This window comes from Pseudomonas gingeri (assembly GCF_013385635.1).
Classification (GTDB): Bacteria; Pseudomonadota; Gammaproteobacteria; order Pseudomonadales; family Pseudomonadaceae; genus Aquipseudomonas; species Aquipseudomonas gingeri_A.
Genome location: NZ_JACAPR010000006.1, coordinates 38375 through 63273 on the forward strand (window position 1 = coordinate 38375; position 24899 = coordinate 63273).

The 24899-nt window shown below is 60.1% G+C and carries 26 protein-coding genes; 4 read left to right on the forward strand and 22 right to left on the reverse strand.

Annotated features, from left to right (window positions below):
- Positions 1-36 precede the first annotated feature (36 nt).
- From HX851_RS04570 to HX851_RS04580, 3 genes are all read right to left on the reverse strand, one after another.
- Entirely contained in the window at positions 37-666 is a 630-nt protein-coding gene (locus HX851_RS04570) for a glutathione S-transferase family protein (protein WP_177065171.1), read from the reverse strand.
- 144 nt (positions 667-810) lie between these two features.
- Positions 811-1713: a LysR family transcriptional regulator gene (locus tag HX851_RS04575; protein ID WP_177061869.1), complete on the reverse strand. Its 903-nt coding sequence runs from the start codon at positions 1711-1713 to the stop codon at positions 811-813.
- A gap of 85 nt (positions 1714-1798) precedes the next feature.
- Positions 1799-2614, reverse strand: a complete 816-nt coding sequence (locus HX851_RS04580; protein ID WP_177061871.1) for an alpha/beta fold hydrolase — start codon at positions 2612-2614, stop codon at positions 1799-1801.
- A 232-nt stretch (positions 2615-2846) separates the two neighbouring features.
- Here HX851_RS04580 and HX851_RS04585 point away from each other — a divergent pair, with 232 nt between their 5' ends.
- The gene (locus HX851_RS04585; RefSeq protein ID WP_177061873.1) at positions 2847-3296 is read left to right on the forward strand and encodes a hypothetical protein; all 450 of its coding nucleotides are present in this window, start codon (positions 2847-2849) and stop codon (positions 3294-3296) included.
- Between the two features lie 73 nt (positions 3297-3369).
- A complete protein-coding gene (locus HX851_RS04590) occupies positions 3370-3762 on the forward strand; it encodes a YciI family protein (protein ID WP_177061874.1) in 393 nt (130 codons plus the stop codon).
- 13 nt (positions 3763-3775) lie between these two features.
- On the opposite strand, the gene HX851_RS04595 is transcribed toward HX851_RS04590, so the two are convergent.
- Positions 3776-4678, reverse strand: coding sequence for a LysR family transcriptional regulator (locus HX851_RS04595; protein WP_177065173.1), 903 nt, complete (start codon positions 4676-4678; stop codon positions 3776-3778).
- 122 nt (positions 4679-4800) lie between these two features.
- On the opposite strand from HX851_RS04595, the gene HX851_RS04600 reads away from it, so the two are divergent.
- Both HX851_RS04600 and HX851_RS04605 read left to right on the forward strand, forming a co-directional pair.
- Positions 4801-5439: a glutathione S-transferase family protein gene (locus tag HX851_RS04600; protein ID WP_177065175.1), complete on the forward strand. Its 639-nt coding sequence runs from the start codon at positions 4801-4803 to the stop codon at positions 5437-5439.
- A gap of 26 nt (positions 5440-5465) precedes the next feature.
- A complete protein-coding gene (locus tag HX851_RS04605; RefSeq protein ID WP_177065177.1) occupies positions 5466-6572 on the forward strand; it encodes an alkene reductase in 1107 nt (368 codons plus the stop codon).
- Positions 6573-6611: 39 nt separating this feature from the next.
- On the opposite strand, the gene glmS is transcribed toward HX851_RS04605, so the two are convergent.
- From glmS to mnmE, 18 genes are all read right to left on the reverse strand, one after another.
- On the reverse strand, positions 6612-8447 hold the full coding sequence (gene glmS / locus HX851_RS04610) for a glutamine--fructose-6-phosphate transaminase (isomerizing) (RefSeq protein WP_177061882.1): 1836 nt from the start codon (positions 8445-8447) through the stop codon (positions 6612-6614).
- 11 nt (positions 8448-8458) lie between these two features.
- A complete protein-coding gene (locus tag HX851_RS04615; protein ID WP_177061884.1) occupies positions 8459-9226 on the reverse strand; it encodes a DeoR/GlpR family DNA-binding transcription regulator in 768 nt (255 codons plus the stop codon).
- 316 nt (positions 9227-9542) lie between these two features.
- Entirely contained in the window at positions 9543-10910 is a 1368-nt protein-coding gene (glmU, locus tag HX851_RS04620) for a bifunctional UDP-N-acetylglucosamine diphosphorylase/glucosamine-1-phosphate N-acetyltransferase GlmU (RefSeq protein ID WP_177061887.1), read from the reverse strand.
- A 113-nt stretch (positions 10911-11023) separates the two neighbouring features.
- Complete coding sequence (locus tag HX851_RS04625; RefSeq protein ID WP_177061889.1) at positions 11024-11449, reverse strand: F0F1 ATP synthase subunit epsilon; 426 nt, start codon at positions 11447-11449, stop codon at positions 11024-11026.
- A 45-nt stretch (positions 11450-11494) separates the two neighbouring features.
- Entirely contained in the window at positions 11495-12871 is a 1377-nt protein-coding gene (gene atpD, locus HX851_RS04630; protein ID WP_177065179.1) for a F0F1 ATP synthase subunit beta, read from the reverse strand.
- Positions 12872-12898: 27 nt separating this feature from the next.
- On the reverse strand, positions 12899-13759 hold the full coding sequence (gene atpG, locus HX851_RS04635) for a F0F1 ATP synthase subunit gamma (RefSeq protein WP_017129297.1): 861 nt from the start codon (positions 13757-13759) through the stop codon (positions 12899-12901).
- 50 nt (positions 13760-13809) lie between these two features.
- Entirely contained in the window at positions 13810-15354 is a 1545-nt protein-coding gene (gene atpA, locus HX851_RS04640; protein WP_177061893.1) for a F0F1 ATP synthase subunit alpha, read from the reverse strand.
- Between the two features lie 21 nt (positions 15355-15375).
- Positions 15376-15912 carry a F0F1 ATP synthase subunit delta gene (locus tag HX851_RS04645; protein WP_017129295.1) on the reverse strand — a complete coding sequence of 179 codons (537 nt, stop codon included), beginning with the start codon at positions 15910-15912 and terminating at the stop codon, positions 15376-15378.
- A gap of 12 nt (positions 15913-15924) precedes the next feature.
- Complete coding sequence (locus HX851_RS04650) at positions 15925-16395, reverse strand: F0F1 ATP synthase subunit B (protein ID WP_017129294.1); 471 nt, start codon at positions 16393-16395, stop codon at positions 15925-15927.
- 57 nt (positions 16396-16452) lie between these two features.
- Positions 16453-16710: a F0F1 ATP synthase subunit C gene (atpE, locus tag HX851_RS04655; RefSeq protein ID WP_002555987.1), complete on the reverse strand. Its 258-nt coding sequence runs from the start codon at positions 16708-16710 to the stop codon at positions 16453-16455.
- A gap of 133 nt (positions 16711-16843) precedes the next feature.
- A complete protein-coding gene (gene atpB / locus HX851_RS04660) occupies positions 16844-17713 on the reverse strand; it encodes a F0F1 ATP synthase subunit A (RefSeq protein ID WP_017129292.1) in 870 nt (289 codons plus the stop codon).
- A 16-nt stretch (positions 17714-17729) separates the two neighbouring features.
- On the reverse strand, positions 17730-18137 hold the full coding sequence (locus tag HX851_RS04665) for a F0F1 ATP synthase subunit I (RefSeq protein ID WP_177061895.1): 408 nt from the start codon (positions 18135-18137) through the stop codon (positions 17730-17732).
- 148 nt (positions 18138-18285) lie between these two features.
- The gene (locus tag HX851_RS04670) at positions 18286-19158 is read right to left on the reverse strand and encodes a ParB/RepB/Spo0J family partition protein (protein ID WP_177061898.1); all 873 of its coding nucleotides are present in this window, start codon (positions 19156-19158) and stop codon (positions 18286-18288) included.
- Positions 19159-19167: 9 nt separating this feature from the next.
- Positions 19168-19962 (reverse strand): ParA family protein, encoded by a 795-nt coding sequence (locus HX851_RS04675; RefSeq protein WP_042937020.1) that lies wholly within the window; start codon positions 19960-19962, stop codon positions 19168-19170.
- Between the two features lie 18 nt (positions 19963-19980).
- Positions 19981-20625: a 16S rRNA (guanine(527)-N(7))-methyltransferase RsmG gene (gene rsmG, locus HX851_RS04680; RefSeq protein ID WP_177061899.1), complete on the reverse strand. Its 645-nt coding sequence runs from the start codon at positions 20623-20625 to the stop codon at positions 19981-19983.
- The gene (gene mnmG, locus HX851_RS04685) at positions 20622-22520 is read right to left on the reverse strand and encodes a tRNA uridine-5-carboxymethylaminomethyl(34) synthesis enzyme MnmG (RefSeq protein WP_177061901.1); all 1899 of its coding nucleotides are present in this window, start codon (positions 22518-22520) and stop codon (positions 20622-20624) included. The genes rsmG and mnmG overlap by 4 nt, the downstream gene beginning before the upstream one ends.
- 543 nt (positions 22521-23063) lie before the next feature.
- Entirely contained in the window at positions 23064-23513 is a 450-nt protein-coding gene (locus tag HX851_RS04690; protein WP_256262801.1) for an MEKHLA domain-containing protein, read from the reverse strand.
- Positions 23514-23518: 5 nt separating this feature from the next.
- Positions 23519-24889 (reverse strand): tRNA uridine-5-carboxymethylaminomethyl(34) synthesis GTPase MnmE, encoded by a 1371-nt coding sequence (mnmE, locus tag HX851_RS04695; protein ID WP_177061904.1) that lies wholly within the window; start codon positions 24887-24889, stop codon positions 23519-23521.
- Positions 24890-24899 lie beyond the last annotated feature (10 nt).

Genomic DNA, 24899 nt, shown 5'->3' on the forward strand with positions numbered 1-24899 from the left:
AGGTCCCGGCCGGAACAGACCGGGACTTTATCCGTCTCAGGCGCTCTGCAAACCGGCAACGGTCCGCGGCATCGGCACAAAACCTGGCAAGGCTTCGATACGCGCCAGCCAGGCCCGGACATTCGGGTAGTCCGCCAGCGAGACATTGCCTTCCGGTGCATGGGCGATATAGCTGTAGCCGGCAACATCGGCAACGGTCGGCTCGCTGCCTACCAGATACAGCGTATGGCTCAGTTCCTGCTCGACCACCTTGAGCAGTGCGTGGGAACGGCTGATGGCTTCATCGGCGTCGAAGGAAGCGCCGAACACCGTGATCAGCCTGGCCCGCGCCGGACCGAAGGCAATCGGCCCCGCCGCCACCGACAGCCAGCGTTGCACACGGGCAGCACCCACCGGATCGGTCGGCAGCCAGCGCCCGTTGCCGTACTTCTGCGCCAGGTACACCAGGATCGCGTTGGAGTCGGCCAGGACCACGCCCTGGTCGTCGATCACCGGCACCTGGCCGAAAGCGTTCAGGGCCAGGTACTCGGGCTTCTTGTGGGCACCGCTGGGCAGGTCCACATGGATCAGTTCGACCGGAAGGCCAAGCAGGGACAGCATCAATTCGGCACGATGGGCGTGGCCGGAACGGGAGAAGTTATAAAGCTTGATGGCGGTCTGGGACATGATGGACTCCGCGGGCAGCGGCACGAACCGGGATGGATCGCACCAGTGGAGTCATCTTCCGCCTTCGCTGAAAACAACAGAATCACCAAAAATGGCAATCCAGTATTTCATGCAGCGAAATAAACCAGGTCTTTCCGCGCCGGTTCAGCCTTTCAGCGCCGGGTGTTCGCGCAGAGCCGCCACCACGAAATCGACAAAACTGCGGACCCGCACCGGGGCCTTGCGCCCGCCCTGGAACACGACATGGATCGGCAGCGGTGGCAGTTCGAAGTCTTGCAGCACCACCTCCAGCTCGCCGGAGACCAGTTTGTCGGCCACCTGGTAGGACAGCACCCGGGTCAACCCTGCACCCAGGCAGGCCGCACGGATCGCCGCCTGGTTCGCGGTCACCGCCAGGCGCGGCTCCAAGCGGATGCTCAGCGGCTTGTCGCCATCGACAAACTGCCAACTGCGCACCTGGGATGCCGCCGAGGTCATGACGATCCGCGCCTGGCGCAGTTCGTCCGGATGAGTGGGCCGCCCATGCCTGGCCAGGTAGCCAGGCGAAGCACAGACCACCCGGCGCACCTGCCCTACCCGCACCGCATGATGGCCGCTGTCCGGCAACTCGCCGATGCGTATCGCCACATCGATGCCGTCCTCGACGATGCGCACCACCCGATCGACCAGCAAGGCATTGATGTCCACGGCCGGATACTGGTCGAGATAACGCACCATCACCGGCGTGACGTACAACTCGCCGAACAACACCGGCGCGGTCACGGTCAGTTGCCCGCTGGGCTGCGCGTGACTGGCCGCCGCCGACGCATCGGCCTCTTCCAGTTCGCCGAGAATACGTCGGCAGTCTTCGAGATAACGCAGGCCGGGCTCGGTCAGGTGCACGTTGCGCGTGGTGCGGACCAGCAACTGCGCGCCGATACGTTTTTCCAGGGCCGCCACCGCCCGGGTGACGCTGGGCGCCGACAGGTTCAGGCGCCGCGCCGCCGCCGAGAACCCCTGCTCCTGGGCCACGGCAACAAACGCCTGCATTTCCTGGAATCTGTCCACGGCACGCCCTCGGTCAAATCAGTAAAGAAAAGAGCCGCATCGGCGGCTCTGTCTGTTCTATCAGCGTACCCAAAAGCCGGGCTGATTACCCGGGCAGTTTCGCCAGGAAAGCCAACAGCGCCTGGTTGACGAATTCCGGGTTCTCGATGCTGGAGATATGACCGGCTTCGGGGATGCCGATATACGCGCAACCGATCAACTCGGCCATTTCCCGTGCTTCGCTCGGTGGACGCGGTTTGTCCTGCTCGCCACACATCACCAGTGTGGTTTCCGCGTCCAGGGCCGCAAGCGCTGCCAGGCGGTCGTCCCGGCCAAAGATCAGACGGCCCAGGGGCACGATGCTGTTGCGCAGACGCTCGCTGGAATAGGTCGTCAGGGAGCTGCGCAAAGCCTGGTAGAACGAGGCCTCGGGGTCGACGCCGGCCTTGAAGAAAATCGGTACGATGGCATCGAGCAGGGGTGGCGGAATGCTGCCGGCGTCCTCGATCATCTTCAACATCGAGAAGTAATACTGCCGGGTGGCTTCCGGTTCGGCGCCGGCATAGGTATCCATCAGCACCAGCCCGCGAATACGCTGCGGCGCGGCCAGCGCCAGACGCGCGCCCCACATGCCACCGACCGACAGGCCGACCAGGCTGAAACGCTGGATATCCAGGTGATCGAGCAGGGCCAGGGTCTGGTTGGCCAGGTCATCCAGGGCCCGGGTATTTTCCGGCAGAGGTCCGGACTGCCCATGACCCCAGAGCTCCGGCACGATCACCCGATAATGCCGGGCCAGAACAGCGATCTGCGGCGCCCACATGGCGCTGTCCCACAGGTAGCTGGAGCCGAGGACAACCACCTCGCCCGCCCCCTGGTCCAGGTAATGAAGCGATTGCCCATCGATAGTCACAACTGGCATTGAATCCCCCTCAGGTCGTGGATCAAACAACGAATGCCCAAAGGCACTGATAAGCGAGCGAACAGTATTGGCCGTAGAGGCCACGCACGCCAGAAGCCCGATGTAACAGAACACCCGGCTGCGGGGTTTTATTCCATGACGATCGCACTTTTACACTTTGAAACCTTCGTTTTCCGCCGGGTCCAGGCGACTGCGCTAACCTCGTGGGCTTTCAAGCACAGAAATTGCCTTCATGACTTCTACCCAGTTTCTCTGCGCTGTACTGCTGTTTTCCCTGGCCGGATGCGACCAGTCAACGGCCTCCAAGGACGCGGTTCCGAAAAACGCCCTGTCCGAGCATGCCCTCAGCGACCCTAACTCGCCCTGGGCCCAGGCCAAGCAGCGCAATATCAGCTTTCGCGCCGTGGGCAATGAACCGGGTTGGTCGGTGGAAATCGGCCGGGGAGAAACACCGGCGCTGCATCTGGAAATGAACTACGGCGAACAGAAAACCGATGTCGCGAAGACCGAGACGACGCCCGAGGGTTTCTTCGGCAATGCCGCCGACGGCACCGAGATCCAGGTCCTGATCGACAGGGAAACCTGCACCGACGATATGAGCGGCCAGGAGTTCGAGGCGAGCGTCCTGCTCAAGGTCGGGGACCGGGACTACCGCGGCTGCGGTGTTTCCCTGGTGGACTGAAAAAACGCTTAATCCGTCGATAATCAGACAGCCCCTAAATGAGCAGACTTATTATCTTTATACGGGTAGCAGCATGGAACACAACCGAGTCACTCGCGAGCAGGTTCTTGCAGCCAGCAAGGGCATGTTGCAGAAGCAGTTCTATGCCGTGTTTTCGACGCCTGCAAACGGGATGGGCCCGGTGATGGACAACCTTCCCGTCCACCTCGAGCATCAATGCAAGATCGAGCGCGAAGGCATCCTGGTCGCCGCCGGGCCTCACTGGAGTGACGATGAGCAGTACTGGGATGGTGACGGCCTGTTCATCATCCGCGCCACCTCGATTGAACATGCCAGGGAAATTGCCGCGCAGGACCCCATGCATCAGTGCGGAGCACGCAAGTTTTCCATTCGGCCCTGGCTGGTCAATGAAGGGCGGCTGAATCTGAAAATCGAGTTCTCGACCGGAAAAGTCACTGTGGACTAATTGCCTTGGCGCCTCAGGCATCCACTTCGGCAACGTTCCCCATCAACTGCTCCACATAGGCGACAAATGCCCGGGCCTTGGCACTTGCCATGCGCCCGGTCGGGAAGATGGCCCAAAGGTCCATATCCGGCAGCGTCCAGTCCTCAAGCACCGACACCACCTCGCCGCTGGCCAACTCGGGCGAGAACATCCACTCCGAAGAGAGCGTGAGGCCATAGTTTGACAAGACGGTGGTTCGAACGCCCTCGGCAGCGCTGACTCGCACCCGGCCGCTGATGGTGACCGACTGTTCGGTGGCGCCTTTCTTGAACAGCCATGACGTTCCACCCCCGCCCAGCGAATAGATCACCGCTTCATGATCTGCCAGGTCCGCGGGGGACTCGGGTAGGCCACACCGTTCGAAATAGGCCGGCGTCCCCAGCACAAGCCGTCGGCAGCGGGCGATCCTCCTTGCCGTCAAACCCGAATCACTGAGGTTGCCCATGCGCAAGGCGACGTCGACGCCCTCCTCGATCAGGTTCACCGAACGGTCGTCCAGGCGCACGTCAACGTCCAGCAGAGGGTGCATCTCCAGGAACCTGCCCAGGTGGGGAAGAATATGCAATCGGGAGAACGTTACCGTCGTGGAAATACGCAGTGTGCCGCTCAACCCGGCACCCGCCCCGCGTGCGGCGAGTTCGGCTTCGCTGGCCTCCTCGATGACCTTCTTCGCCCGTTCGAAAAACAGCGTGCCGGCCTCGGTCGCGGATAACCCGCGCGTCGAACGGGTCAGCAGACGAACACCAAGGCGCTCTTCCAGCTGTGCGATGTTTTTTGAAATAGCCGGCTGCCCGACGTTCAGACGCCTGGCCGCCGCGGAAAAAGAACCCGTCTCCACGACGTAGACAAAGGTTTCCATGGCAGCCAGCCGATCCATCTTATTCTTCCCCGGAATGATTCATATCACTTCGAGCAGTCTGCCGGTATTGCCTGGGGGCATGCAAAATTTTTCTGTCGGTCATGAAACACCATGCCCCTCAAACCCCACAGGTAATCGACATGCTGCAAGTCCTCGCTTTTGCCACACCTAACAGCTTGAAGGTGCCCATCGCCCTGGAAGAGATGGGCCTGGAATATGAATTGCGGGCAATCAACGTTCGTCAGGGCGAACAAAAATCGCCCGAGTTCATCGCGATCAATCCAAACGCCAGAGTCCCTGTTTTGATCGACCCAGAAGGCGCCAACGGCCAGCCATTGGTGTTGACCGAATCAGCGGCAATCCTGGTTTACCTGGCCGAAAAACACGGTCGTCTTCTTCCGGCAGACGCTGAAACCCGCGCCCGGATATTTGAGCAGTTGTTCTTCCATGCATCGACCTTGGGCCCCGCGTTCGGCCATGCGGGCTTTTTCCTCAAGCACGCGCCCGAACCGCTGCCAGTTGCGATTGCGCGTTTTCACGGTGAAGCCCGACGCGCGCTCAGCGTGCTGAACGGTGTACTGGCTCGCTCGGAATTTGTCGCGGGCCATGAGTTTTCAATCGCGGACATCGCACATTTCGGATGGATGTGGCGCCGTGAGTTCGCCGATGTGGATTTCTCGGCATCGCCTCATGTTCAACGCTGGCATGAAACAGTCTCTGCACGACCTGCGGTCATTCGTGCCATCGAGCGTATCAACGCTCTGGTCCCCCAAGCCTGAACACTCCGAACTGAAGGTGAATGCTGATGAGTAACCTGTTCTCTCCGACGACCGTAGGTCCCTACAACCTCCAACATCGCGTCGTCATGGCGCCGCTCACTCGCCTGCGCTCCAGCGCGGGTGACGTGCCCGGTGACCTGATGGCGGCTTATTACGCGCAACGTGCAACCGCAGGCGGTCTGATCATCTCTGAAGCCTCGCCGGTTTCCGAATACGCTTATGGATATGCCCATGCACCCGGCATCTATACACAGGATCAGGTTGCCGGCTGGCGCAAGGTTATCGCCGCTGTGCACGGCAAGGGCGGGCGGATTTTCCTGCAGCTGTGGCACGTAGGTCGCCAATCCCACTCGTCACTGCAACCCGACGGCGGTGACCCGGTGGCCCCGTCAGCCATTCAGGCTGAAGGCGATGCGTACGCGGACAGCGGCCCCGTCCCCTTCGGCATGCCCCGAGCACTGGCCCTGGACGAAATTCCAGGCCTTATCGAGCAGTTCCGCAACGCTGCGCGGTTAGCCCTTGAAGCCGGGTTTGACGGTGTCGAGATCCACGGCGCGAACGGTTATCTGCCGGATCAGTTCCTTCAGGACGGCACCAACAAGCGCACTGATGTGTACGGTGGCTCCATCGAAAACCGCGCACGGTTCATGCTCGAGATTACTCGTGCCGCCATTTCTGTCTGGGGTGCAGGCAAGGTGGGTGTGCGTATCAGCCCAAGCAGCAGCTTCGGGTCGATGCATGACAGCGATCCCTGGAATACTTTCGGTTACCTCGCCGCGCAATTGAACGACCTGGGCCTGGCTTACCTGCACGTCGTCGAACCACGTATCAAGGGCACCGAAACCGTGGACGAACATGCAGGCCCTGTCGCCGTCGAATATCTGCGCAGGATTTTCAAAGGCCCGATCATTGCTGCCGGTGGTTTCAGCGGTGCCAACGCCGAAGCACTGCTGGCCAGCGGCGACGCGGACATGGTTGCCTTCGGTCGAGCGTTCATTGCCAACCCGGACCTGCCGAAGCGCTTGCGCGACGACCTGCCGTTGAACCCGCACGACCGCGACACCTTCTACGGTGGCGGCGAGCGCGGCTACATCGACTATCCGTTCGCCACGCCGGCAACTGAAGCGGTTTAAAGCAGTAAGCCGGCCTGATTGGCCGGCGTCCCTTATTTCTTACTCCACGGTCACCGACTTCGCCAGGTTGCGCGGCTGGTCGACGTCGGTGCCCTTGAGCACTGCCACGTAATAAGACAGCAGTTGCAGCGGGATGGTGTAGAGGATCGGCGCCAAGGTGTCGTGGATGTGCGGCATGGTGATGACGTGGGTGCCCTCGCCGTTGCTCATCCCGGCCTTCTCGTCAGCGAAGACGATCAGCTCGCCACCGCGGGCACGTACTTCCTGCAGGTTGGATTTGAGTTTCTCCAACAGCTCGTTGTTCGGCGCCACTGTGACGATCGGCATGTCGTTGTCGACCAACGCCAATGGGCCGTGCTTGAGCTCACCCGCCGGATAAGCCTCGGCGTGGATATAGGAAATTTCCTTGAGCTTGAGCGAACCTTCCATCGCCACCGGGTACTGCGCGCCACGACCGAGGAACAGAGTGTGGTGCTTGTCGGCGAACAGCTCGGCAATTTTCTCGACCTTGGCGTCCATCGCCAGGGTTTCGCCCAGGCGGGTCGGCAGGCGACGCAGCTCTTCCACCAGTTCCGCCTCGACACCCGGTGCCAGGGTGCCGCGTACCTGGCCCAGGGCCAGGGTCAGCAGCAGCAGGCCGACCAGTTGGGTGGTGAAGGCCTTGGTCGAGGCTACGCCGATTTCGCGACCGGCCTGGGTCAGCAGGGTCAGGTCCGATTCACGCACCAGCGAGCTGATACTGACGTTGCAGATCGCCAGGCTGCCGAGGAAGCCGAGCTCCTTGGCATTGCGCAGGGCCGCCAGGGTGTCGGCGGTTTCACCGGACTGGGAAACGGAGACGAACAGGGTGTCCGGTTGCACCACCACCTTGCGGTAGCGGAACTCGCTGGCGACTTCGACCTGGCACGGGATGCCCGCCAGGCCTTCGAGCCAGTAACGGGCAACCATGCCGGCGTGGTAGCTGGTACCGCAGGCGACGATCTGCACATTGCGCACCTTGGCGAACAGCTCGGCGGCCTGGGGACCGAAGGCCTGGACCAGCACCTGGTTCTGGCTCAGACGGCCTTCCAGGGTGCGTTGCACCACCGAAGGCTGCTCGTGGATTTCCTTGAGCATGAAGTGGCGGAAAGCGCCCTTGTCGGCGGCTTCGGCACCGTCGCGGTACTGCACCGCTTCGCGCTCGACGGCCTGGCCGTCGACATCCCAGATCTGCACGCTGTCACGGCGGATCTCGGCGATGTCGCCCTCCTCCAGGTACATGAAGCGGTCGGTCACCTGGCGCAGGGCCAGTTGGTCGGAGGCGAGGAAGTTTTCCCCCAGGCCAAGACCGATCACCAGCGGGCTGCCACTGCGGGCGGCAACCAGGCGGTCAGGCTGCTGCGCATTGATCACCGCCAGGCCATAGGCACCGTGCAGTTCCTTGACCGTGGCCTTCAGCGCCTTGGTCAGGTCGCCGAGGTCCTTGAGCTTGTGATTGAGCAGGTGGGCGATCACTTCGGTATCGGTGTCCGAGGTGAAGACGTAGCCCAGGCCCTTGAGTTGCTCGCGCAGGACTTCGTGGTTCTCGATGATGCCGTTGTGCACCACGGCGAGATCCGCGCCGGAAAAATGCGGGTGGGCGTTACGCTCGCACGGCGCGCCATGGGTGGCCCAGCGGGTGTGGGCGATGCCCAGGCGGCCGGCCAGCGGTTGGCCGGCCAGGGCCTGGTCCAGCTCGCTGACCTTGCCGGTACGCCGGGTGCGCTCCAGCGTGCCGTTATGGGTGAAGACGGCGACACCGGCGCTGTCATAGCCGCGGTATTCCAGACGCTTCAGGCCTTCGACCAGGATGGCCGTGATATTACGTTCAGCAACTGCACCGACAATTCCGCACATGCTCTTTTCTCCTAGCTGACAGCCGCGCAAATCAAATGTATACCGCGGGCCTGAATCTGTTCGCGTGCCTCAAGCGGCAAGCGTTCATCGGTAATAAGGGTGTGGACACTGCTCCAGGGCAGTTCCAGGTTGGGGATGCGCCGCCCGATCTTGTCGGCCTCGACCATGACCACCACTTCCCGGGCGACCTGGGCCATGACCCGGCTCAAGCCCAGCAATTCGTTGAAGGTGGTGGTACCGCGCTGCAGATCGATGCCGTCGGCACCGATAAACAGCTGGTCGAAATCATAGGAACGCAGCACCTGTTCGGCAACCTGCCCCTGGAACGACTCGGAATGCGGGTCCCAGGTACCACCGGTCATCAGCAACACCGGTTCGTGTTCCAGCTCGCTCAGGGCCCGGGCGACATGCAGGGAATTGGTCATCACCACCAGGCCGGGTTGCAGGCCCAGTTCCGGGATCATGGCGGCGGTGGTGCTACCGCTGTCGATGATGATCCGTGCGTGCTCACGCAAGCGCGCGACGGCGGCCCGGGCAATCGCCTGCTTGTACTTCGACACCGAGTGGCCCGGATCGCTGACCAGTTCATGGGGCATGCTGATCGCACCGCCATAGCGACGCAGCAGCAGGCCATTGCTTTCGAGGGCGGCCAGATCCTTGCGAACCGTAACTTCGGAAGTTTCGAAGCGCCTGGCCAGCTCGTCCACGCTCACCTCACCCTGCTCATTGAGCAAGGCAAGAATGCTGTGGCGACGTTGAGGTGTATTGCGTTTCGACATGGGAGTCTAAGTTTCGATTCGAAAGATAACGAACGCAATCAAAACCTATTGAAAGAAAATCGTCAAGCAAGAGATGCACAATCTTCAGGAGTCGGCTCGCCAGCGACGAGGTCCTTGAGCTATGCGGTGACCCTCCGGACGCCATCGCCGGCAAGCCGGCTCCCACAAGTTTTCGCCTCACCGCCAAATATCGTTGCTGTCACGGCCCCTGTAGGAGCCCGGCTTGCCGGCGATGAGGTAGTCATGGGCGCTGCAAGTCTCAAGGGCCTCATCGCCGGCAAGCCGGGCTCCTACAGGTAATCGAGCTGTGGATAACTCAGCTCTTCTTGATTTTCACCGGCCGTTTCCAGCCTTCGATATTGCGCTGGCGCGCACGAGCCACGGCCAGTTGCCCTTCGCCGACGTTCTGGTTGATGGTCGAACCCGCTGCCGTGCTGGCACCGTTGGAGATATCCACAGGCGCCACCAGGGAGTTGTTGGAGCCGATGAAGACGTCTTCACCCAACACCGTCTGGTGCTTGTTGGCCCCGTCATAGTTGCAGGTGATGGTGCCGGCGCCGATATTGGTCCGCGCGCCGATCCGTGCATCGCCCAGGTAGCTGAGGTGGCCGGCCTTGGCATCGTCGGCCAGGTGCGCGTTCTTCAACTCGACAAAGTTACCCACATGGGCACGCGCGCCCAGCACACTGCCGGGACGCAGGCGGGCGAAAGGACCGGCATCGCTGCCTTCACCGAGGATCGCGCCGTCGAGATGACTGTTGGCCTTGACCGTCACGCCTTTGCGTAGCGTGGTGTCCTTGATTACGCAGTTCGGGCCGATCACCACGTCGTCCTCGATCACCACGCGACCTTCGAGGATCACGTTGATGTCGATGAGAATATCGCGACCCACGCTGACTTCACCGCGCACATCGAAGCGTGCCGGGTCACGCAGGGTCACGCCCTGGGCCATCAGGCGCAGCGCCGCGCGCTTCTGGTAATGCCGTTCGAGCTCGGCCAGTTGCTTGCGGTCATTGGCGCCCTGCACTTCCATGGCGTCATGGGGCTGTTCGGTTTCCACCACCAGGCCATCACCGACCGCCATGGCGATCACGTCGGTCAGGTAGTACTCGCCCTGGGCGTTGTTGTTCGACAGACGGCTCATCCAGTCGCCGAGTCGCTGGGCCGGCAGCGCGAGGATACCGGTGTTGCCTTCGGTGATGGCACGCTGCGCCTCATTGGCATCCTTCTGCTCGACGATCGCACAGGCCTCACCCTGGGCATTGCGCACGATACGGCCGTAGCCGGTCGGGTCCGCCAGCTCGACGGTCAGCAGCGCCACCTGTTCAGGCGTGGCGTGCTGCAGCAGACGCTGCAGGGTTTCCACTTCGATCAGCGGGACGTCACCGTAGAGCACCAGCACGGTATCGCCGGTGATAAAGGGCACTGCCTGGGCGACCGCGTGACCGGTGCCCAGTTGCTTGTCCTGTAATACGAAGTTCAGGTCATCGGCCGCCAGTTGTTCGCGTACCTGGTCCGCGCCGTGGCCGATCACCACGTGAATGCGCTGTGGATTCAATTGCCGGGCGCTGTGGATAACATGTCCAAGCATCGAATTGCCGGCTACGGGGTGAAGAACCTTCGGCAACGCCGAACGCATGCGAGTGCCTTGACCTGCAGCGAGGATAACGATTTCGAGAGACATGACTGGCTACCAATCCTGGGTGGTCAGCGGCTGTGACCAGGTGATGAACATCGGAAAAGAAAAAAGGGTAGCCGAGGCTACCCTTTTTAATCAATCACACAACAAGCAGCGACTTAACCGCCGAACTTCTTGCGGATCTGCTGGACGGTGCGCAGCTGGGCTGCGGCTTCGGCCAGACGTGCAGCAGCGGAACCGTAGTCGAAGTCCGCGCCTTTTTCATTCAGGGCCTTCTCGGCAGCCTTGACGGCTTCCTGAGCGGAGGCTTCGTCCAGGTCGGCAGCACGTTGCACGGTGTCGGCAAGAACCTTGACCATGTTCGGCTGAACCTCGAGGAAACCACCGGAGATGTAGAACACCTCGGTTTCCCCGCCCTGCTTGATCAAGCGGATCGGGCCCGGCTTGAGATTGGTGATCAGCGGCGCGTGGCCAAGGGCGACACCCAGGTCACCCAGTGCACCGTGCGCAATCACCATCTCGACCAGGCCGGAGAAGATTTCCCCTTCCGCACTGACGATATCGCAATGGACTGTCATAGCCATCTGATTGCCTCAACCTAAATTAGCGCCCGTTGCCGGGCGCCGGGATTACAGTTTCTTGGCTTTCTCGATCGCTTCTTCGATGCCGCCAACCATGTAGAACGCTTGTTCTGGCAGGTGGTCGTAGTCACCGTTGAGGATGCCTTTGAAGCCAGCAATGGTGTCTTTCAGGGAAACGTATTTACCCGAGGCACCGGTGAAGACTTCAGCCACGAAGAACGGCTGCGACAGGAAGCGCTGGATCTTACGAGCGCGGGATACCAACTGCTTGTCGGTTTCCGACAGCTCGTCCATACCCAGGATCGCGATGATATCCTTCAGTTCCTTGTAGCGTTGCAGAACGTACTGGACGCCGCGAGCGGTGTCGTAGTGGTCCTGGCCGATCACGTTCGGGTCCAGCTGGCGCGAAGTCGAGTCCAGTGGATCGACCGCCGGGTAGATACCCAGGGAGGCGATGTCACGGGACAGTACGACGGTGGCGTCCAAGTGGGCGAAGGTGGTCGCTGGCGACGGGTCGGTCAAGTCGTCCGCCGGTACGTATACCGCCTGGATCGAGGTGATCGAACCTTCCTTGGTCGAAGTGATGCGCTCTTGCAGCACGCCCATCTCTTCAGCCAGGGTCGGCTGGTAACCTACTGCCGAAGGCATACGGCCCAGCAGTGCGGATACTTCGGTACCGGCCAGGGTGTAACGGTAGATGTTGTCGACGAACAGCAGAACGTCGTTACCTTCGTCACGGAACTTCTCGGCCATGGTCAGGCCGGTCAGGGCTACGCGCAGACGGTTTCCCGGCGGCTCGTTCATCTGGCCGTAGACCAGTGCCACTTTGTCCAGAACGTTGGAGTCCTTCATCTCGTGGTAGAAGTCGTTACCCTCACGAGTACGCTCACCCACACCGGCGAACACGGAATAACCGCTGTGCTCGATGGCGATGTTACGGATCAGTTCCATCATGTTTACGGTCTTGCCGACACCGGCACCACCGAACAGACCGACTTTACCGCCCTTGGCGAACGGGCAGACCAGGTCGATAACCTTGATGCCGGTTTCCAGCAGGTCGTTGCCGCCCGCTTGTTCCGCGAAGGATGGCGCCGGGCGGTGAATGCCCCAACGCTCTTCGGTGTCGATCGGGCCAGCTTCGTCGATCGGGTTGCCGAGGACGTCCATGATCCGGCCCAGGGTCGCTTTACCGACCGGTACGGAGATGGCAGCGCCAGAGTCGACAACGTCCAGACCGCGCTTCAAGCCTTCGGTGGAACCCATCGCAATGGTACGAACCACGCCGTCGCCCAGCTGCTGCTGAACTTCCAGGGTGGTTTGCGCGCCTTGTACTTTCAGCGCGTTGTAGATGCTCGGTACGCTGTCGCGTGGAAATTCCACGTCGATAACGGCGCCGATGATTTGAACGATACGTCCGCTACTCATAGCTGGATCCTCTGAATATTTGAACCGTTAAACCGCGGCAGCGCCGCCGACGATTTCCGAGATCTCTTGGGTGATCGCAGCCTGACGCGCCTTGTTGTAGATCAGCTGCAAATCGCTGATCAAATCACCGGCGTTGTCGGTAGCGTTCTTCATCGCGATCATCCGCGCAGCTTGTTCGGCCGCGTTGTTCTCGACCACCGCCTGGTACACCTGCGACTCCACGTAGCGCACCATCAGGCCGTCAAGCAGCTCTTTGGCGTCCGGTTCGTAGAGATAGTCCCAGTGGTGCTTGAGTTCTTGATCCGGGGTTGCCACCAGTGGAATCAACTGCTCCACGGTAGGCTGCTGGGTCATGGTGTTGATGAACTTGTTGGACACCACGGACAGGCGGTCAATACGGCCATCCAGGTAGGCATCCAGCATCACCTTGACGCTGCCGATCAGGTCATTGATCGACGGCTCTTCACCCAGGTGGCTGATAGCTGCAACGACGTTACCGCCGAAGTTGCGGAAAAACGCCGCACCCTTGCTACCCACTACACACAGATCAATCTCGACGCCGTTTTCGCGGTTTACCGCCATGTCCTTGACCAGGGCCTTGAACAGGTTGGTGTTCAAGCCACCGCACAGACCACGGTCACTGCTCACCACGACGTAACCGACGCGCTTGATTTCGCGGTCGATCATGAACGGGTGGCGGTATTCCGGGTTGGCGTTGGCCAGATGCCCAATTACCTGGCGGATACGCTCCGCATAAGGACGGCTAGCAGCCATGCGCATTTGTGCCTTGCGCATTTTGCTGACCGCCACTTTTTCCATGGCGCTGGTAATTTTTTGCGTGCTTTTGATGCTCGCAATCTTACTGCGAATCTCTTTTGCGCCTGCCATGTAACACCTATCAGGTTAGCAAGCGGGAGCCTTGCGGCTCCCGCTGCGGCTTACCAGGTTTGGGTGGCCTTGAACTTCTCGATACCGGCTTTCATGCCAGCGTCGATTTCGTCATTGAAGTCACCCTTCACGTTGATCTTGGCCATCAAATCGGCGTGATCGCGGTTGAAGTAAGCAATCAGCGCTTGTTCAAAGCTGCCGACCTTGGCGATTTCGACGTCAGTCAGGAACCCACGCTCAGCGGCATACAGCGACAGCGCCATGTCAGCGATCGACATCGGTGCGTATTGCTTCTGCTTCATCAGCTCGGTAACGCGCTGACCATGCTCAAGTTGCTTGCGGGTCGCTTCGTCCAGGTCAGAAGCGAACTGAGCGAATGCCGCCAGTTCACGGTACTGGGCCAGGGCGGTACGGATACCACCGGACAGCTTCTTGATGATCTTGGTCTGAGCGGCACCACCTACACGGGATACCGAAACACCGGCGTTCACAGCAGGACGGATCCCGGAGTTGAACATGGCCGATTCCAGGAAGATCTGACCGTCGGTGATGGAGATCACGTTGGTCGGAACGAACGCGGAAACGTCGCCAGCCTGGGTTTCGATGATCGGCAGGGCGGTCAGGGAACCAGTCTTGCCAGTCACGGCGCCGTTGGTGAACTTCTCGACGTACTCTTCCGAAACGCGGGATGCGCGCTCCAGCAGACGGGAGTGGAGATAGAACACGTCGCCCGGGTAGGCTTCACGGCCTGGTGGACGGCGCAGCAGCAGGGAAATCTGGCGGTAGGCCACTGCTTGCTTGGACAGATCGTCATAAACGATCAGCGCGTCTTCACCGCGGTCGCGGAAGAACTCGCCCATGGTGCAACCGGAGTACGGTGCCAGGAACTGCAGCGCAGGAGATTCGGAAGCGCTGGCAGCCACGATGATGGTGTTGGCCAGGGCGCCGTTTTCTTCCAGCTTGCGAACCACGTTGGCGATGGTCGATTGCTTCTGACCGATCGCTACGTAAACGCAGAAGATGCCGCTGTTTTTCTGGTTGATGATCGCGTCGATCGCCAGAGCGGTCTTACCGATCTGACGGTCACCGATGATCAGCTCACGCTGGCCACGGCCGACCGGGATCATGGCATCGACAGCCTTGTAGCCAGTCTGTACAGGCTGGTCTACCGACTTACGCCAGATCACGCCTGGAGCAACTTTCTCGACCGCGTCGGTCTCGGTGTTGTTCAGCGGACCTTTGCCGTCAACTGGGTTACCCAGTGCGTCGACAACGCGACCCAGCAGTTCCTTACCAACCGGAACTTCGAGGATGCGGCCGGTGCACTTGGCACTCATGCCTTCAGCCAGACTGGTGTACGCGCCCAGTACCACGGCACCTACGGAGTCTTGCTCCAGGTTGAGGGCCATACCGTAGACGCCGCCCGGAAACTCGATCATCTCGCCGTACATGACGTCGGCCAGACCGTGAATCCGCACGATACCGTCAGATACGCTGACGACAGTGCCTTCGTTACGGGCTTGGGAGGTCACATCGAGCTTGTCGATGCGGCCCTTGATAATTTCACTTATTTCGGAAGGATTGAGTTGCTGCATTGCTCTGCTGCCCCTTCAAACTCAAGATTTCAATGCTTCGGCCAATTTCGCGAGTTTGCCGCGAACTGAGCCATCGATAACCAGGTCGCCGGCGCGAATGACAACACCCCCGATGAGGGATGAATCTTCCGCAACTTGCAGGCGCACTTCCCGGTCGAGTCGTGCACTGAGAACCTTGGCGAGTTTGTCTTGCTGTTCTTGGTTCAATGCAAAAGCACTGGTGACTTCCACGTCTACCGATTTCTCTTGCTCGGCCTTGTACAGGTCGAACAGAGCGGCAATCTCCGGCAACAGCGGGAGACGGTCGTTTTCAGCAACGACGTGGATGAAATTCTGTGCCTTGGCATCGAACTTGTCGCCACACACGTCAATAAACGTGGTGGCCTTGTCTGCGCTCGTCAGTCGCGGGGCCTTGAGCACGCGCCGCATGGTGTCGTCTTGCGACACCGCTGCAGCCAGGCCGAGCATGGCTGACCAATTGGCCAGTTGCTGGTGGGCCTGAGCGTGCTCGAAGGCCGCCTTAGCGTAAGGTCGGGCCAACGTGGTCAGTTCTGCCATGATCGCCCTCGCTTAAATTTCAGCAGCCAGTTTGTTAACCAGCTCCGCGTGCGCGTTTTGATCGATTGTGGCACCCAGGATCTTCTCGGCACCGCCGACGGCCAGGCTACCCAGTTGGGCGCGCAGCGCGTCTTTGACGCTGTTCAGTTCCTGCTCGATCTCGGCCTGAGCCGAAGCCTTCACGCGTTCAGCTTCGACGCGGGCTTTATCAACAGCCTCTTCGACGATCTGGTTACCGCGTTTCTTGGCTTGCTCAATGATCTCGGCTGCCTGTGCTTTTGCGTCGCGCAGTTGGTGACCCGCTTTCTCTTGGGCCAACTCCAGGTCGCGAGCTGCACGGGTGGCAGCGTCCAATCCATCCGCGATCTTCTTCTGACGTTCGTGCAAAGCCGCGATGACCGGAGGCCACACGAACTTCATGCAAAACAGTACAAAAATGAAGAACGCAACGGACTGGCCAATCAGGGTTGCATTAATGTTCACGCCAACACCTCGCTCGTTCGTTGTCCATCACACCAATCAACTCGAAAATTCGAGTGATCAGCCAGCGAGTTGACCAACGAAGGGGTTCGCGAAGGTGAAGAACAGAGCGATACCAACGCCGATCATGGTTACGGCGTCGAGCAGGCCGGCCACGATGAACATTTTAACTTGCAGCATTGGAACCATTTCTGGCTGACGCGCTGCGCCTTCCAGGAACTTGCCGCCCAGCAGGCCGAAACCAATTGCGGTACCCAGTGCGCCCAGGCCGATCAACAGTGCAACAGCGATAGCGGTTAGACCAACTACAGTTTCCATCTTTCCTCCCGACTTTTACGTCGTATGGTTTAGGTTTTTTAGATTTTAAAGCGGTAAAACAAATCGTTTCATAGCCCCGGAGGGCCCCCTTCCCGTGTTACCGGGAAGGACATCAGACTAGTCGAGACTGGTCTTAATGGTTTTCTTCGTGCGCCATCGACAGGTAGACGATGGTCAGCATCATGAAGATGAACGCCTGCAGGGTGATGATCAGGATGTGGAACACGGCCCACGCCCACTGCAGTACCACGCCCAGGCCGCTGAGCCAGAGCAGGCCGCTGCCGAACATCACAGCGATCAGGATGAATACCAGCTCACCGGCGTACATGTTGCCGAACAGACGCAGTGCCAGGGAGATAGGCTTGGCGATCAGGGTGACGAACTCCAGCAGGAAGTTCACCGGAATCAGCAGGGCCTGGATGAAAATGTTCTTGCTGCCGAAAGGATGCAGGGTCAGCTCGCCGATGAAACCGCCGATGCCCTTGACCTTGATGCTGTAGAAAATGATCAGCGCGAACACCGAGAAAGCCATGGCCAGCGTGGCGTTCGGGTCAGTGGTCGATACGGCGCGGAACGGAATCTCGTGGTTGCCGGAAATGGCCGCGGCCAGTTGCGGGATCCAGTCGACCGGTACCAGGTCGACGGCGTTCATCAGGAACACCCAGACGAAAATGGTCAGCGCCAGCGGTGCAATCACCGGGCTGCGGCCGTGGAAGCTGTCTTTCACGCTGCCATCGACGAATTCGACCAGGACTTCAACGAAGTTCTGCAGCGCGCCCGGCTGACCGGAGGTCGCCTTTTTCGCCGCCATGCGGAACAACAGGATGAAGATCAGCCCCAATGCGACAGACCAACCCAGGGTATCCAGGTGGAATGCCCAGAAGCCCATTGCCTTGGCTTCTGCTGCGGAATGGGCAAAGCCCCAGCCGCCGGTAGGTAGCTGACCGAAGGTCAGGTTCTGCAAGTGGTGCTGGATATAGCCCGAAGCGGATTCTGCTGCCATGGTTGCCTCAAACGCCCTAAGGTCTCGAAAGTCTTGTTTTCATTAGCAGGGGAGCAAACCAGCTGACCGACTGGGTCAACACGAAGACGCCGAAGACTGCTATCGGCGCCAGTGGCTTCACACCTGCGAACGTCAGTGCAAACAGCACTGCCGTCAAAATTAACTTGCCCGCCTCGCCGGCATAAAAAGACCGGACGATGGACTGGGCTGCTCGGGCGCCGGAAAACCGAAAGGCCCTGTGAGCAAAATACACATTGGGTAGCAAGGCTATCAGGCCTCCGCAGAGTCCTGAGTATCCGGCAACGACACCGTGCCATTGCCAAAGCGCCAATGCGGCCACCAGCAATACGACCAATTGAGCCAATAAAACCGGAAATACCGCCAAGCGATGGAACGGCAACCTGTTTGGCCTGCGGGTTTCCATCACTCACGCTCCTCAAGGGTCGGCTGCCAGAAATCAATAACTTGGCATAAATTGTGCCGACAAAATGCGCGCAGAGTATAGGGGCGGTTCAGCCCCTATTCAACTGCCGGGTAGTGATTTCCGACTGCGCGCTACATGAGGAAATGTTTCAGCGGATGTGGGCAAGTACCCCTTGTAGTTCATCCAAGGAGTTATAGCGAATCACCAATTGGCCTTTTCCTTTCTGCCCGTGGCGAATCTGCACCGCAGAGCCCAGGCGCTCGGCGAGGCGCTGTTCGAGACGGCTGATGTCCGGGTCCGCCTTGGGCGGTTCGACCGGGGCCGGTTTGCCGCTCAGCCACTGGCGAACCAGTGCCTCAGTCTGGCGCACGGTGAGGCCACGTGCGACAACATGTCGCGCCCCTTCGACCTGCCGGTCATCCGGCAAACCAAGCAAGGCACGGGCATGACCCATTTCGAGGTCGCCATGGGACAACATGGTCTTGATGACTTCCGGCAGCGCGATCAGGCGCAGCAGGTTGGCCACGGTCACCCGGGACTTGCCCACGGCCTCGGCGACCTGTTGCTGGGTCAGCTGGAACTCCTGCTGCAGACGCTGCAGGGCCACGGCTTCCTCGATCGGGTTGAGGTCTTCGCGCTGGATGTTCTCGATCAGCGCCATGGCGATGGCGGTTTCATCCGGCACGTCGCGGACCATGGCCGGGATGGTTTCCTGGCCGGCCTGCTGGCTGGCGCGCCAGCGCCGTTCACCGGCGATGATTTCAAAACGCCCACTGCCGATCGGACGAACCACGATCGGCTGCATCACGCCCTGGGCCTTGATCGAATTCGCCAGTTCTTCCAGCGCCTGTGGGTCCATGTCGCGGCGCGGCTGGTATTTGCCGCGCTGGATCAGGTCCAGCGGCAGGTGTTGCAGTTCGCGTTCATCGGCCTGGACGGCCTGCTCTTCCAGCGAGCTGACAGTCGGACCACTCAGCAGTGCATCCAGTCCACGTCCGAGACCTCGTTTCTTGACGGCCATGGGGATTCCTTAAGTTGCCGGAGCGGCGGCGCGTGAATTTTTACGTTGCCGACGAACCATCTCGCCCGCCAGGGCCAGGTAGGCCACGGCGCCGCGCGATTGCTTGTCGTACGCCAGGGCCGGCATGCCGTAGCTCGGGGCTTCGGCCAGACGGATGTTGCGCGGAATCACGGTGTCGTACAGCTGGTCACCGAAATGTTCCTTGAGCTGTGCGGAAACGTCGTTCATCAAACTCAGACGCGGGTCGTACATGGTCCGCAGCAGGCCTTCGACCTTCAGCTCCGGATTGAGCAGCTCGGCGATGCGCTTGATGTTATCCACAAGGTCGCTGAGTCCTTCGAGGGCAAAGTATTCACACTGCATGGGGATAATCACCCCGTCAGCGGCGACCAGGGCGTTGAGGGTCAGCATCGACAGCGACGGCGGGCAGTCGATCAGGATGAAGTCGTAGTTCTCGCGGATCGGGGCCAGGGCGCTGCGCAGACGGCTTTCCTTCATCTGCATTTCCAGCAGCACCACTTCGGCCGCCGTCAGGTCACGGTTGGCCGGCAGCAGTTGATAACCGCCGTGTTCGGAAAAGTGCATGGCCTGCGCCAGATCGCATTCGCCGATCAGCACATCGTAGATGGAGTTTTCCAGGCCGTGTTTATCCACACCGCTACCCATGGTGGCGTTGCCCTGTGGATCGAGATCGATCAACAGCACCCGGCGCTTGGTGGCGACCAGGGATGCTGCGAGGTTGATACAGGTGGTGGTCTTGCCCACACCACCTTTCTGGTTCGCTATCGCGAATACCTTAGCCATTCTTGCTTGTGTTCCCAATCATGCCGTGCGGCGCAGTATCAGCAGATGACGTTGGCCTTGGCAACCGGGTACGGCCAAGGCGTGTTCGCTATCGAGGTGGAAGTCTGCCGGCAATGCTACCAGCTCATCCGCCGGATGGACGCCCTTCATTGCCAGCCAGCGTGTGTCAGTGTCGCCAAGATGGCGAGTCCAGTTGCTGAAGTTCTCCATGCTGCTGAAGGCCCGGGAAATAATCCCGTTGAACGGCTGCGGCGGCTGGAAGGCTTCGACGCGACTGTGGATAACTTGCAGGTTATCCAGTTTGAGTTCGAGTTTGACCTGGGTCAGGAAGCGGGTTTTCTTGCCGTTGCTGTCCAGGCAGGTCACTTGCGACCGTGGAAACAGGATCGCCAGGGGAATGCCCGGCATCCCGCCGCCGCTGCCGACATCGAGCCAGCGGCCATTTTCGATGAAGGACATCACGCTCAGGCTGTCGAGCAGGTGCCGTGAAACCATTTCGTCCGGATCGCGCACGGCGGTCAGGTTGTAGGCCTTGTTCCATTTGATCAACAGGGCCAGGTAACCCAGCAACTGTTCGTGCTGGGTTGCGGTCAGGTTGACACCGAGCTGGCGAGCACCTGTGGATAACTCTTCGGCGTGTTGCGAGGTGACCAACGAACTCAAGCGCTTTGCTCCAACTGACGGCCCGCGCCGCGTTTTTTCAAGTGAATCATCAACAGGGAAATCGCCGCCGGCGTCACACCGGGGATCCGCGAAGCCTGGCCCAGGGTCTCGGGCCGGGTCGCGCCGAGCTTGCTCTGGATCTCTTTCGACAGGCCGGAGATGTTCGTGTAATCGATATCCACAGGCAGTTTGGTGTCTTCGCTGGCGCGCAGCCGGGCGATCTCGTCCTGCTGGCGGTCGATGTAGCCGGCGTACTTGGTCTTGATCTCGACCTGCTCGGCGACCTGTGGATCTTCCGCGCCCTGTCCGGTCACCGCGACCAGACCAGCGTAGTCGATTTCCGGACGGCTCAGCAGATTCAGCAAATTGTATTCATGGGTCAGCGGCGTGCCGAACTTCTCGGCGATCGCATCGCCCTGCTCGGTGCCCGGACGGACCCAGGTGCCTTTCAGGCGCTGTTCTTCCAGCTCGATGCTTTCGCGTTTCTTGCAGAACGCCGCCCAGCGCGCATCATCCACCAAACCCAGTTCGCGACCTTTTTCGGTCAAGCGCAGGTCGGCGTTGTCTTCGCGCAGGATCAGCCGGTATTCGGCACGGGAGGTGAACATCCGATACGGTTCCTGGGTCCCGAGGGTGATCAGGTCGTCGACCAGTACCCCGATGTACGCCTCGTCACGACGCGGGCACCAGCTGTCCTTGCCCTGGGCACGCAACGCGGCGTTGGCGCCGGCCAGCAAACCCTGGGCACCGGCTTCTTCGTAACCGGTGGTGCCGTTGATCTGTCCGGCAAAGAACAGGCCGCCGATGACCTTGGTTTCCAGGCTGTACTTCAGGTCACGGGGATCGAAGTAGTCGTATTCGATGGCATAGCCCGGGCGAACGATATGGGCGTTTTCCATGCCGCGGATCGACTGCACGATCTGCAACTGCACATCGAACGGCAGGGATGTGGATATCCCGTTCGGGTACAGCTCGTGGGTCGTCAGGCCTTCCGGTTCGATAAAGACCTGGTGACTTTCCTTGTCGGCGAAGCGATGGATCTTGTCTTCGATCGACGGGCAGTAGCGCGGGCCGATGCCTTCGATTTCGCCGGCAGCGGAATACATCGGCGAACGGTCGAGGTTCGCCGCGATGATTTCGTGGGTGCGGGCATTGGTGTGGGTAATCCAGCAGCTGACTTGCCGTGGATGCTGTTCCTTGTTGCCCATGAACGACATTACCGGGATCGGCGTATCGCCCGGTTGCTCGGCCATGACGGAGAAATCCACGGAACGGCCGTCGATCCGCGGCGGCGTACCGGTTTTCAAGCGGCCTACACGCAATGGCAGTTCACGCAGACGGTGAGCCAGCGCAATCGACGGTGGATCACCGGCGCGCCCGCCGGAAAAATTCTGCAAACCGATGTGGATAAGTCCGCCGAGGAACGTACCGGTGGTCAACACCACGGAATCAGCGAAGAAACGCAGACCCATTTGCGTGACAACACCACGGACTTGTTCCTGCTCGACGATCAGGTCATCGGCGGCCTGCTGAAATATCCACAGGTTCGGCTGGTTCTCCAGGATTTCCCGCACGGCAGCCTTGTACAGCACACGGTCGGCCTGCGCACGGGTGGCGCGCACGGCGGGGCCTTTACGGCTGTTGAGGACACGGAACTGGATGCCGCCTTTATCGGTGGCGATGGCCATCGCGCCGCCGAGGGCATCGATTTCCTTGACCAGGTGGCTTTTACCGATGCCACCAATGGCCGGGTTGCAACTCATTGCACCGAGGGTTTCCACGTTATGCGTCAGCAACAGGGTTTTTGCCCCCATGCGTGCTGATGCTAGTGCTGCCTCGGTACCGGCATGACCGCCGCCGATGACGATCACTTCAAAACGGGAAGGGAAATCCACCACGCACCTCGTGCCTGCTTCCAGGTAGGTAAATAAGAAAAATTTGGACTCAACGAACAAGTATAGGGAATTAGCCCTTCCTAAAGAACCCTTTGCACAAAATTTAACCAGCTGTGGATAATCATGGGTAATAGAAATTAAAAGAGAGAAATTTATTAAAGCTTTGTTTTTATGTTTATTCTTAGTCAGCACCCTTTCTGTGGATAATCTTCTATAGGCCTTATTATACAATGTGTACAGAGACTCATAAGTCTGTGGTCATGTACCCTGGAGGGGTTGGGATAACCGGTGTAAGCCTGTGGATTAAACTGCTGCTTATCCACAAGCGGGTTCATCCTCAGTTTTCGGGCCTGGTTATCAACCGAGCTGAAGGGCGGTTATTCACAGGGCTTAATCCACAGAAAAACGCTTTCCTGGCGAATCACAGGCACGCAGAAACCTTCCGTGAGCCGGAATTCATCGAGAGAAGGGAAGGATCAGTGCGGCAAAAAGAGAGGAAGCACCGGGATCAGGCCCGATGCTTTTGTGAAACAGTGACTGAAATCAGACGTCGTCCCAGCTGTGAAATACAGCAGCCTGGCCGTGGATCACGCCTTCGGCATCCTGCAATTGCCAGACAAGGCCCTCGCGGATCCAGAAACGTCTGCCAGTCCTGGAGATACGAATCCCGGTGTAGCCGCTGGCATAACCCTGCTGGTGCACACGATCCAGCAAGGACTGGCGTTCCGCACGGTTCGGCGCCTCGGCCGATAGTCGCGACGGCAGCTGGGTGAATTGCGCCCAGTCATAGTCGAAACAGTGTTGCGCAGCCCGGTTGGCATAGATAAACCGTGGATCGGCATCGGTATTGTGGGACAGCACGCAAAAGGGCGCCTGCTCATACAACCAGGTCGCATCACTGTCCTGCGGCACCAGTGGCTGACCGACGAGCCGTTGATAACTCCCGGTCAGAAGTTCGAAAAAGGCTGGATCAATGGCTAACGAACTCATCATTCAGATTATTTCCCGATACAAAAACTCGAAAAGATTCTTCCCAGCAAGTCATCGGAGCTGAATGCGCCGGTGATTTCTCCAAGGAATTGCTGCGCCTGACGCAAATCCTCTGCCAACAGCTCTCCGGCACCTGCCAGGGTCAACTGTGCATGACCGTGCTCAAGGGCCGAACTGGCGAAGCGCAGGGCTTCCAGATGGCGCCGGCGGGCGCTGAAGCTGCTTTCCGATGTCTGTTCATAACCCATGCAGGCCTTGAGGTGGTCGCGCAGCAACTCCAGGCCATCGCCACCGGCCTTGGCACTGAGGCTGATGGTGACATGGCCATCCTCGCTAACTTCCAGGGCGATGCCCTCACCCGTCAGGTCGGCCTTGTTGCGGATCAGCGTCACTTTCGCCGGATCCGGCCGCTGTTCGAGAAACTCCGGCCACAGGGCAAAAGGATCCACAGCCTCCGGCGCGGTGGCGTCCACCACCAGCAATACCCGATCGGCCTCGCCAATGGCCTTGAGGGCGCGCTCCACACCGATCTTTTCCACATGGTCGTCGGTGTCGCGCAACCCGGCTGTGTCGACCACGTGCAGCGGCATGCCGTCGATGTGGATATGTTCGCGGAGGATATCCCGGGTGGTTCCGGCGATCTCGGTGACAATGGCCGCTTCGCGACCTGCCAGGGCATTGAGCAGGCTCGATTTGCCGGCGTTTGGCCGGCCGGCGATCACCACGGTCATGCCATCGCGCAACAATGCACCCTGCCCGGCTTCGCGCATCACTGTGGATAACTCGTCGCGCACGGCATCGAGCATCGCCAGTACATGGCCGTCGGCGAGGAAGTCGATTTCCTCCTCGGGAAAATCGATGGCTGCCTCCACGTAGATCCGCAGGCTGATCAACTGCTCGGTGAGGTTATGCACACGCTGGGAAAACGCGCCCTGCAATGAACGCAGGGCGTTGCGTGCAGCCTGGGCCGAGCTGGCTTCGATCAGATCGGCGATCGCCTCGGCCTGGGCCAGGTCGAGCTTGTCATTGAGGAACGCCCGTTCGCTGAACTCACCAGGTCGAGCCAGCCGGCAGCCCAGTTGCAGACAACGCTGCAGCAGCATGTCGAGGACAACCGGACCGCCATGGCCCTGCAGCTCCAGGACATCCTCGCCGGTGAACGAGTTCGGTCCAGGGAAATACAGCGCGAGACCTTCATCGAGTACCTCGCCGGCATCGCCGTGGAACGGACCATAGTGAGCAAAACGCGGTTTCAGTTCGCGACCGCTGATGGCCAGCGCCGCACTCTGCGCCAGAGGCCCGGAAATACGGACGATGCCGACACCGCCACGGCCCTGGGCGGTGGCAACGGCGGCGATGGTTTCCCGAGGGACGTTCATGGAGCGGGCC

Coding starts and splice junctions, on each gene's coding strand:
- atpA (WP_177061893.1), bottom strand. CDS start 15,354: ATGCAGCAACTCAATCCTTCCGAAATAAGTGAAATTATCAAGGGCCGC.
- HX851_RS04580 (WP_177061871.1), bottom strand. CDS start 2,614: ATGCCAGTTGTGACTATCGATGGGCAATCGCTTCATTACCTGGACCAG.
- HX851_RS04690 (WP_256262801.1), bottom strand. CDS start 23,513: ATGATGAGTTCGTTAGCCATTGATCCAGCCTTTTTCGAACTTCTGACC.
- HX851_RS04600 (WP_177065175.1), top strand. CDS start 4,801: ATGCTGCAAGTCCTCGCTTTTGCCACACCTAACAGCTTGAAGGTGCCC.
- atpD (WP_177065179.1), bottom strand. CDS start 12,871: ATGAGTAGCGGACGTATCGTTCAAATCATCGGCGCCGTTATCGACGTG.
- mnmE (WP_177061904.1), bottom strand. CDS start 24,889: ATGAACGTCCCTCGGGAAACCATCGCCGCCGTTGCCACCGCCCAGGGC.
- HX851_RS04615 (WP_177061884.1), bottom strand. CDS start 9,226: ATGTCGAAACGCAATACACCTCAACGTCGCCACAGCATTCTTGCCTTG.
- HX851_RS04570 (WP_177065171.1), bottom strand. CDS start 666: ATGTCCCAGACCGCCATCAAGCTTTATAACTTCTCCCGTTCCGGCCAC.
- glmU (WP_177061887.1), bottom strand. CDS start 10,910: ATGTCTCTCGAAATCGTTATCCTCGCTGCAGGTCAAGGCACTCGCATG.
- HX851_RS04585 (WP_177061873.1), top strand. CDS start 2,847: ATGACTTCTACCCAGTTTCTCTGCGCTGTACTGCTGTTTTCCCTGGCC.
- HX851_RS04625 (WP_177061889.1), bottom strand. CDS start 11,449: ATGGCTATGACAGTCCATTGCGATATCGTCAGTGCGGAAGGGGAAATC.
- HX851_RS04605 (WP_177065177.1), top strand. CDS start 5,466: ATGAGTAACCTGTTCTCTCCGACGACCGTAGGTCCCTACAACCTCCAA.
- atpB (WP_017129292.1), bottom strand. CDS start 17,713: ATGGCAGCAGAATCCGCTTCGGGCTATATCCAGCACCACTTGCAGAAC.
- HX851_RS04670 (WP_177061898.1), bottom strand. CDS start 19,158: ATGGCCGTCAAGAAACGAGGTCTCGGACGTGGACTGGATGCACTGCTG.
- HX851_RS04675 (WP_042937020.1), bottom strand. CDS start 19,962: ATGGCTAAGGTATTCGCGATAGCGAACCAGAAAGGTGGTGTGGGCAAG.
- atpG (WP_017129297.1), bottom strand. CDS start 13,759: ATGGCAGGCGCAAAAGAGATTCGCAGTAAGATTGCGAGCATCAAAAGC.
- HX851_RS04645 (WP_017129295.1), bottom strand. CDS start 15,912: ATGGCAGAACTGACCACGTTGGCCCGACCTTACGCTAAGGCGGCCTTC.
- atpE (WP_002555987.1), bottom strand. CDS start 16,710: ATGGAAACTGTAGTTGGTCTAACCGCTATCGCTGTTGCACTGTTGATC.
- HX851_RS04665 (WP_177061895.1), bottom strand. CDS start 18,137: ATGGAAACCCGCAGGCCAAACAGGTTGCCGTTCCATCGCTTGGCGGTA.
- HX851_RS04595 (WP_177065173.1), bottom strand. CDS start 4,678: ATGGATCGGCTGGCTGCCATGGAAACCTTTGTCTACGTCGTGGAGACG.
- HX851_RS04590 (WP_177061874.1), top strand. CDS start 3,370: ATGGAACACAACCGAGTCACTCGCGAGCAGGTTCTTGCAGCCAGCAAG.
- glmS (WP_177061882.1), bottom strand. CDS start 8,447: ATGTGCGGAATTGTCGGTGCAGTTGCTGAACGTAATATCACGGCCATC.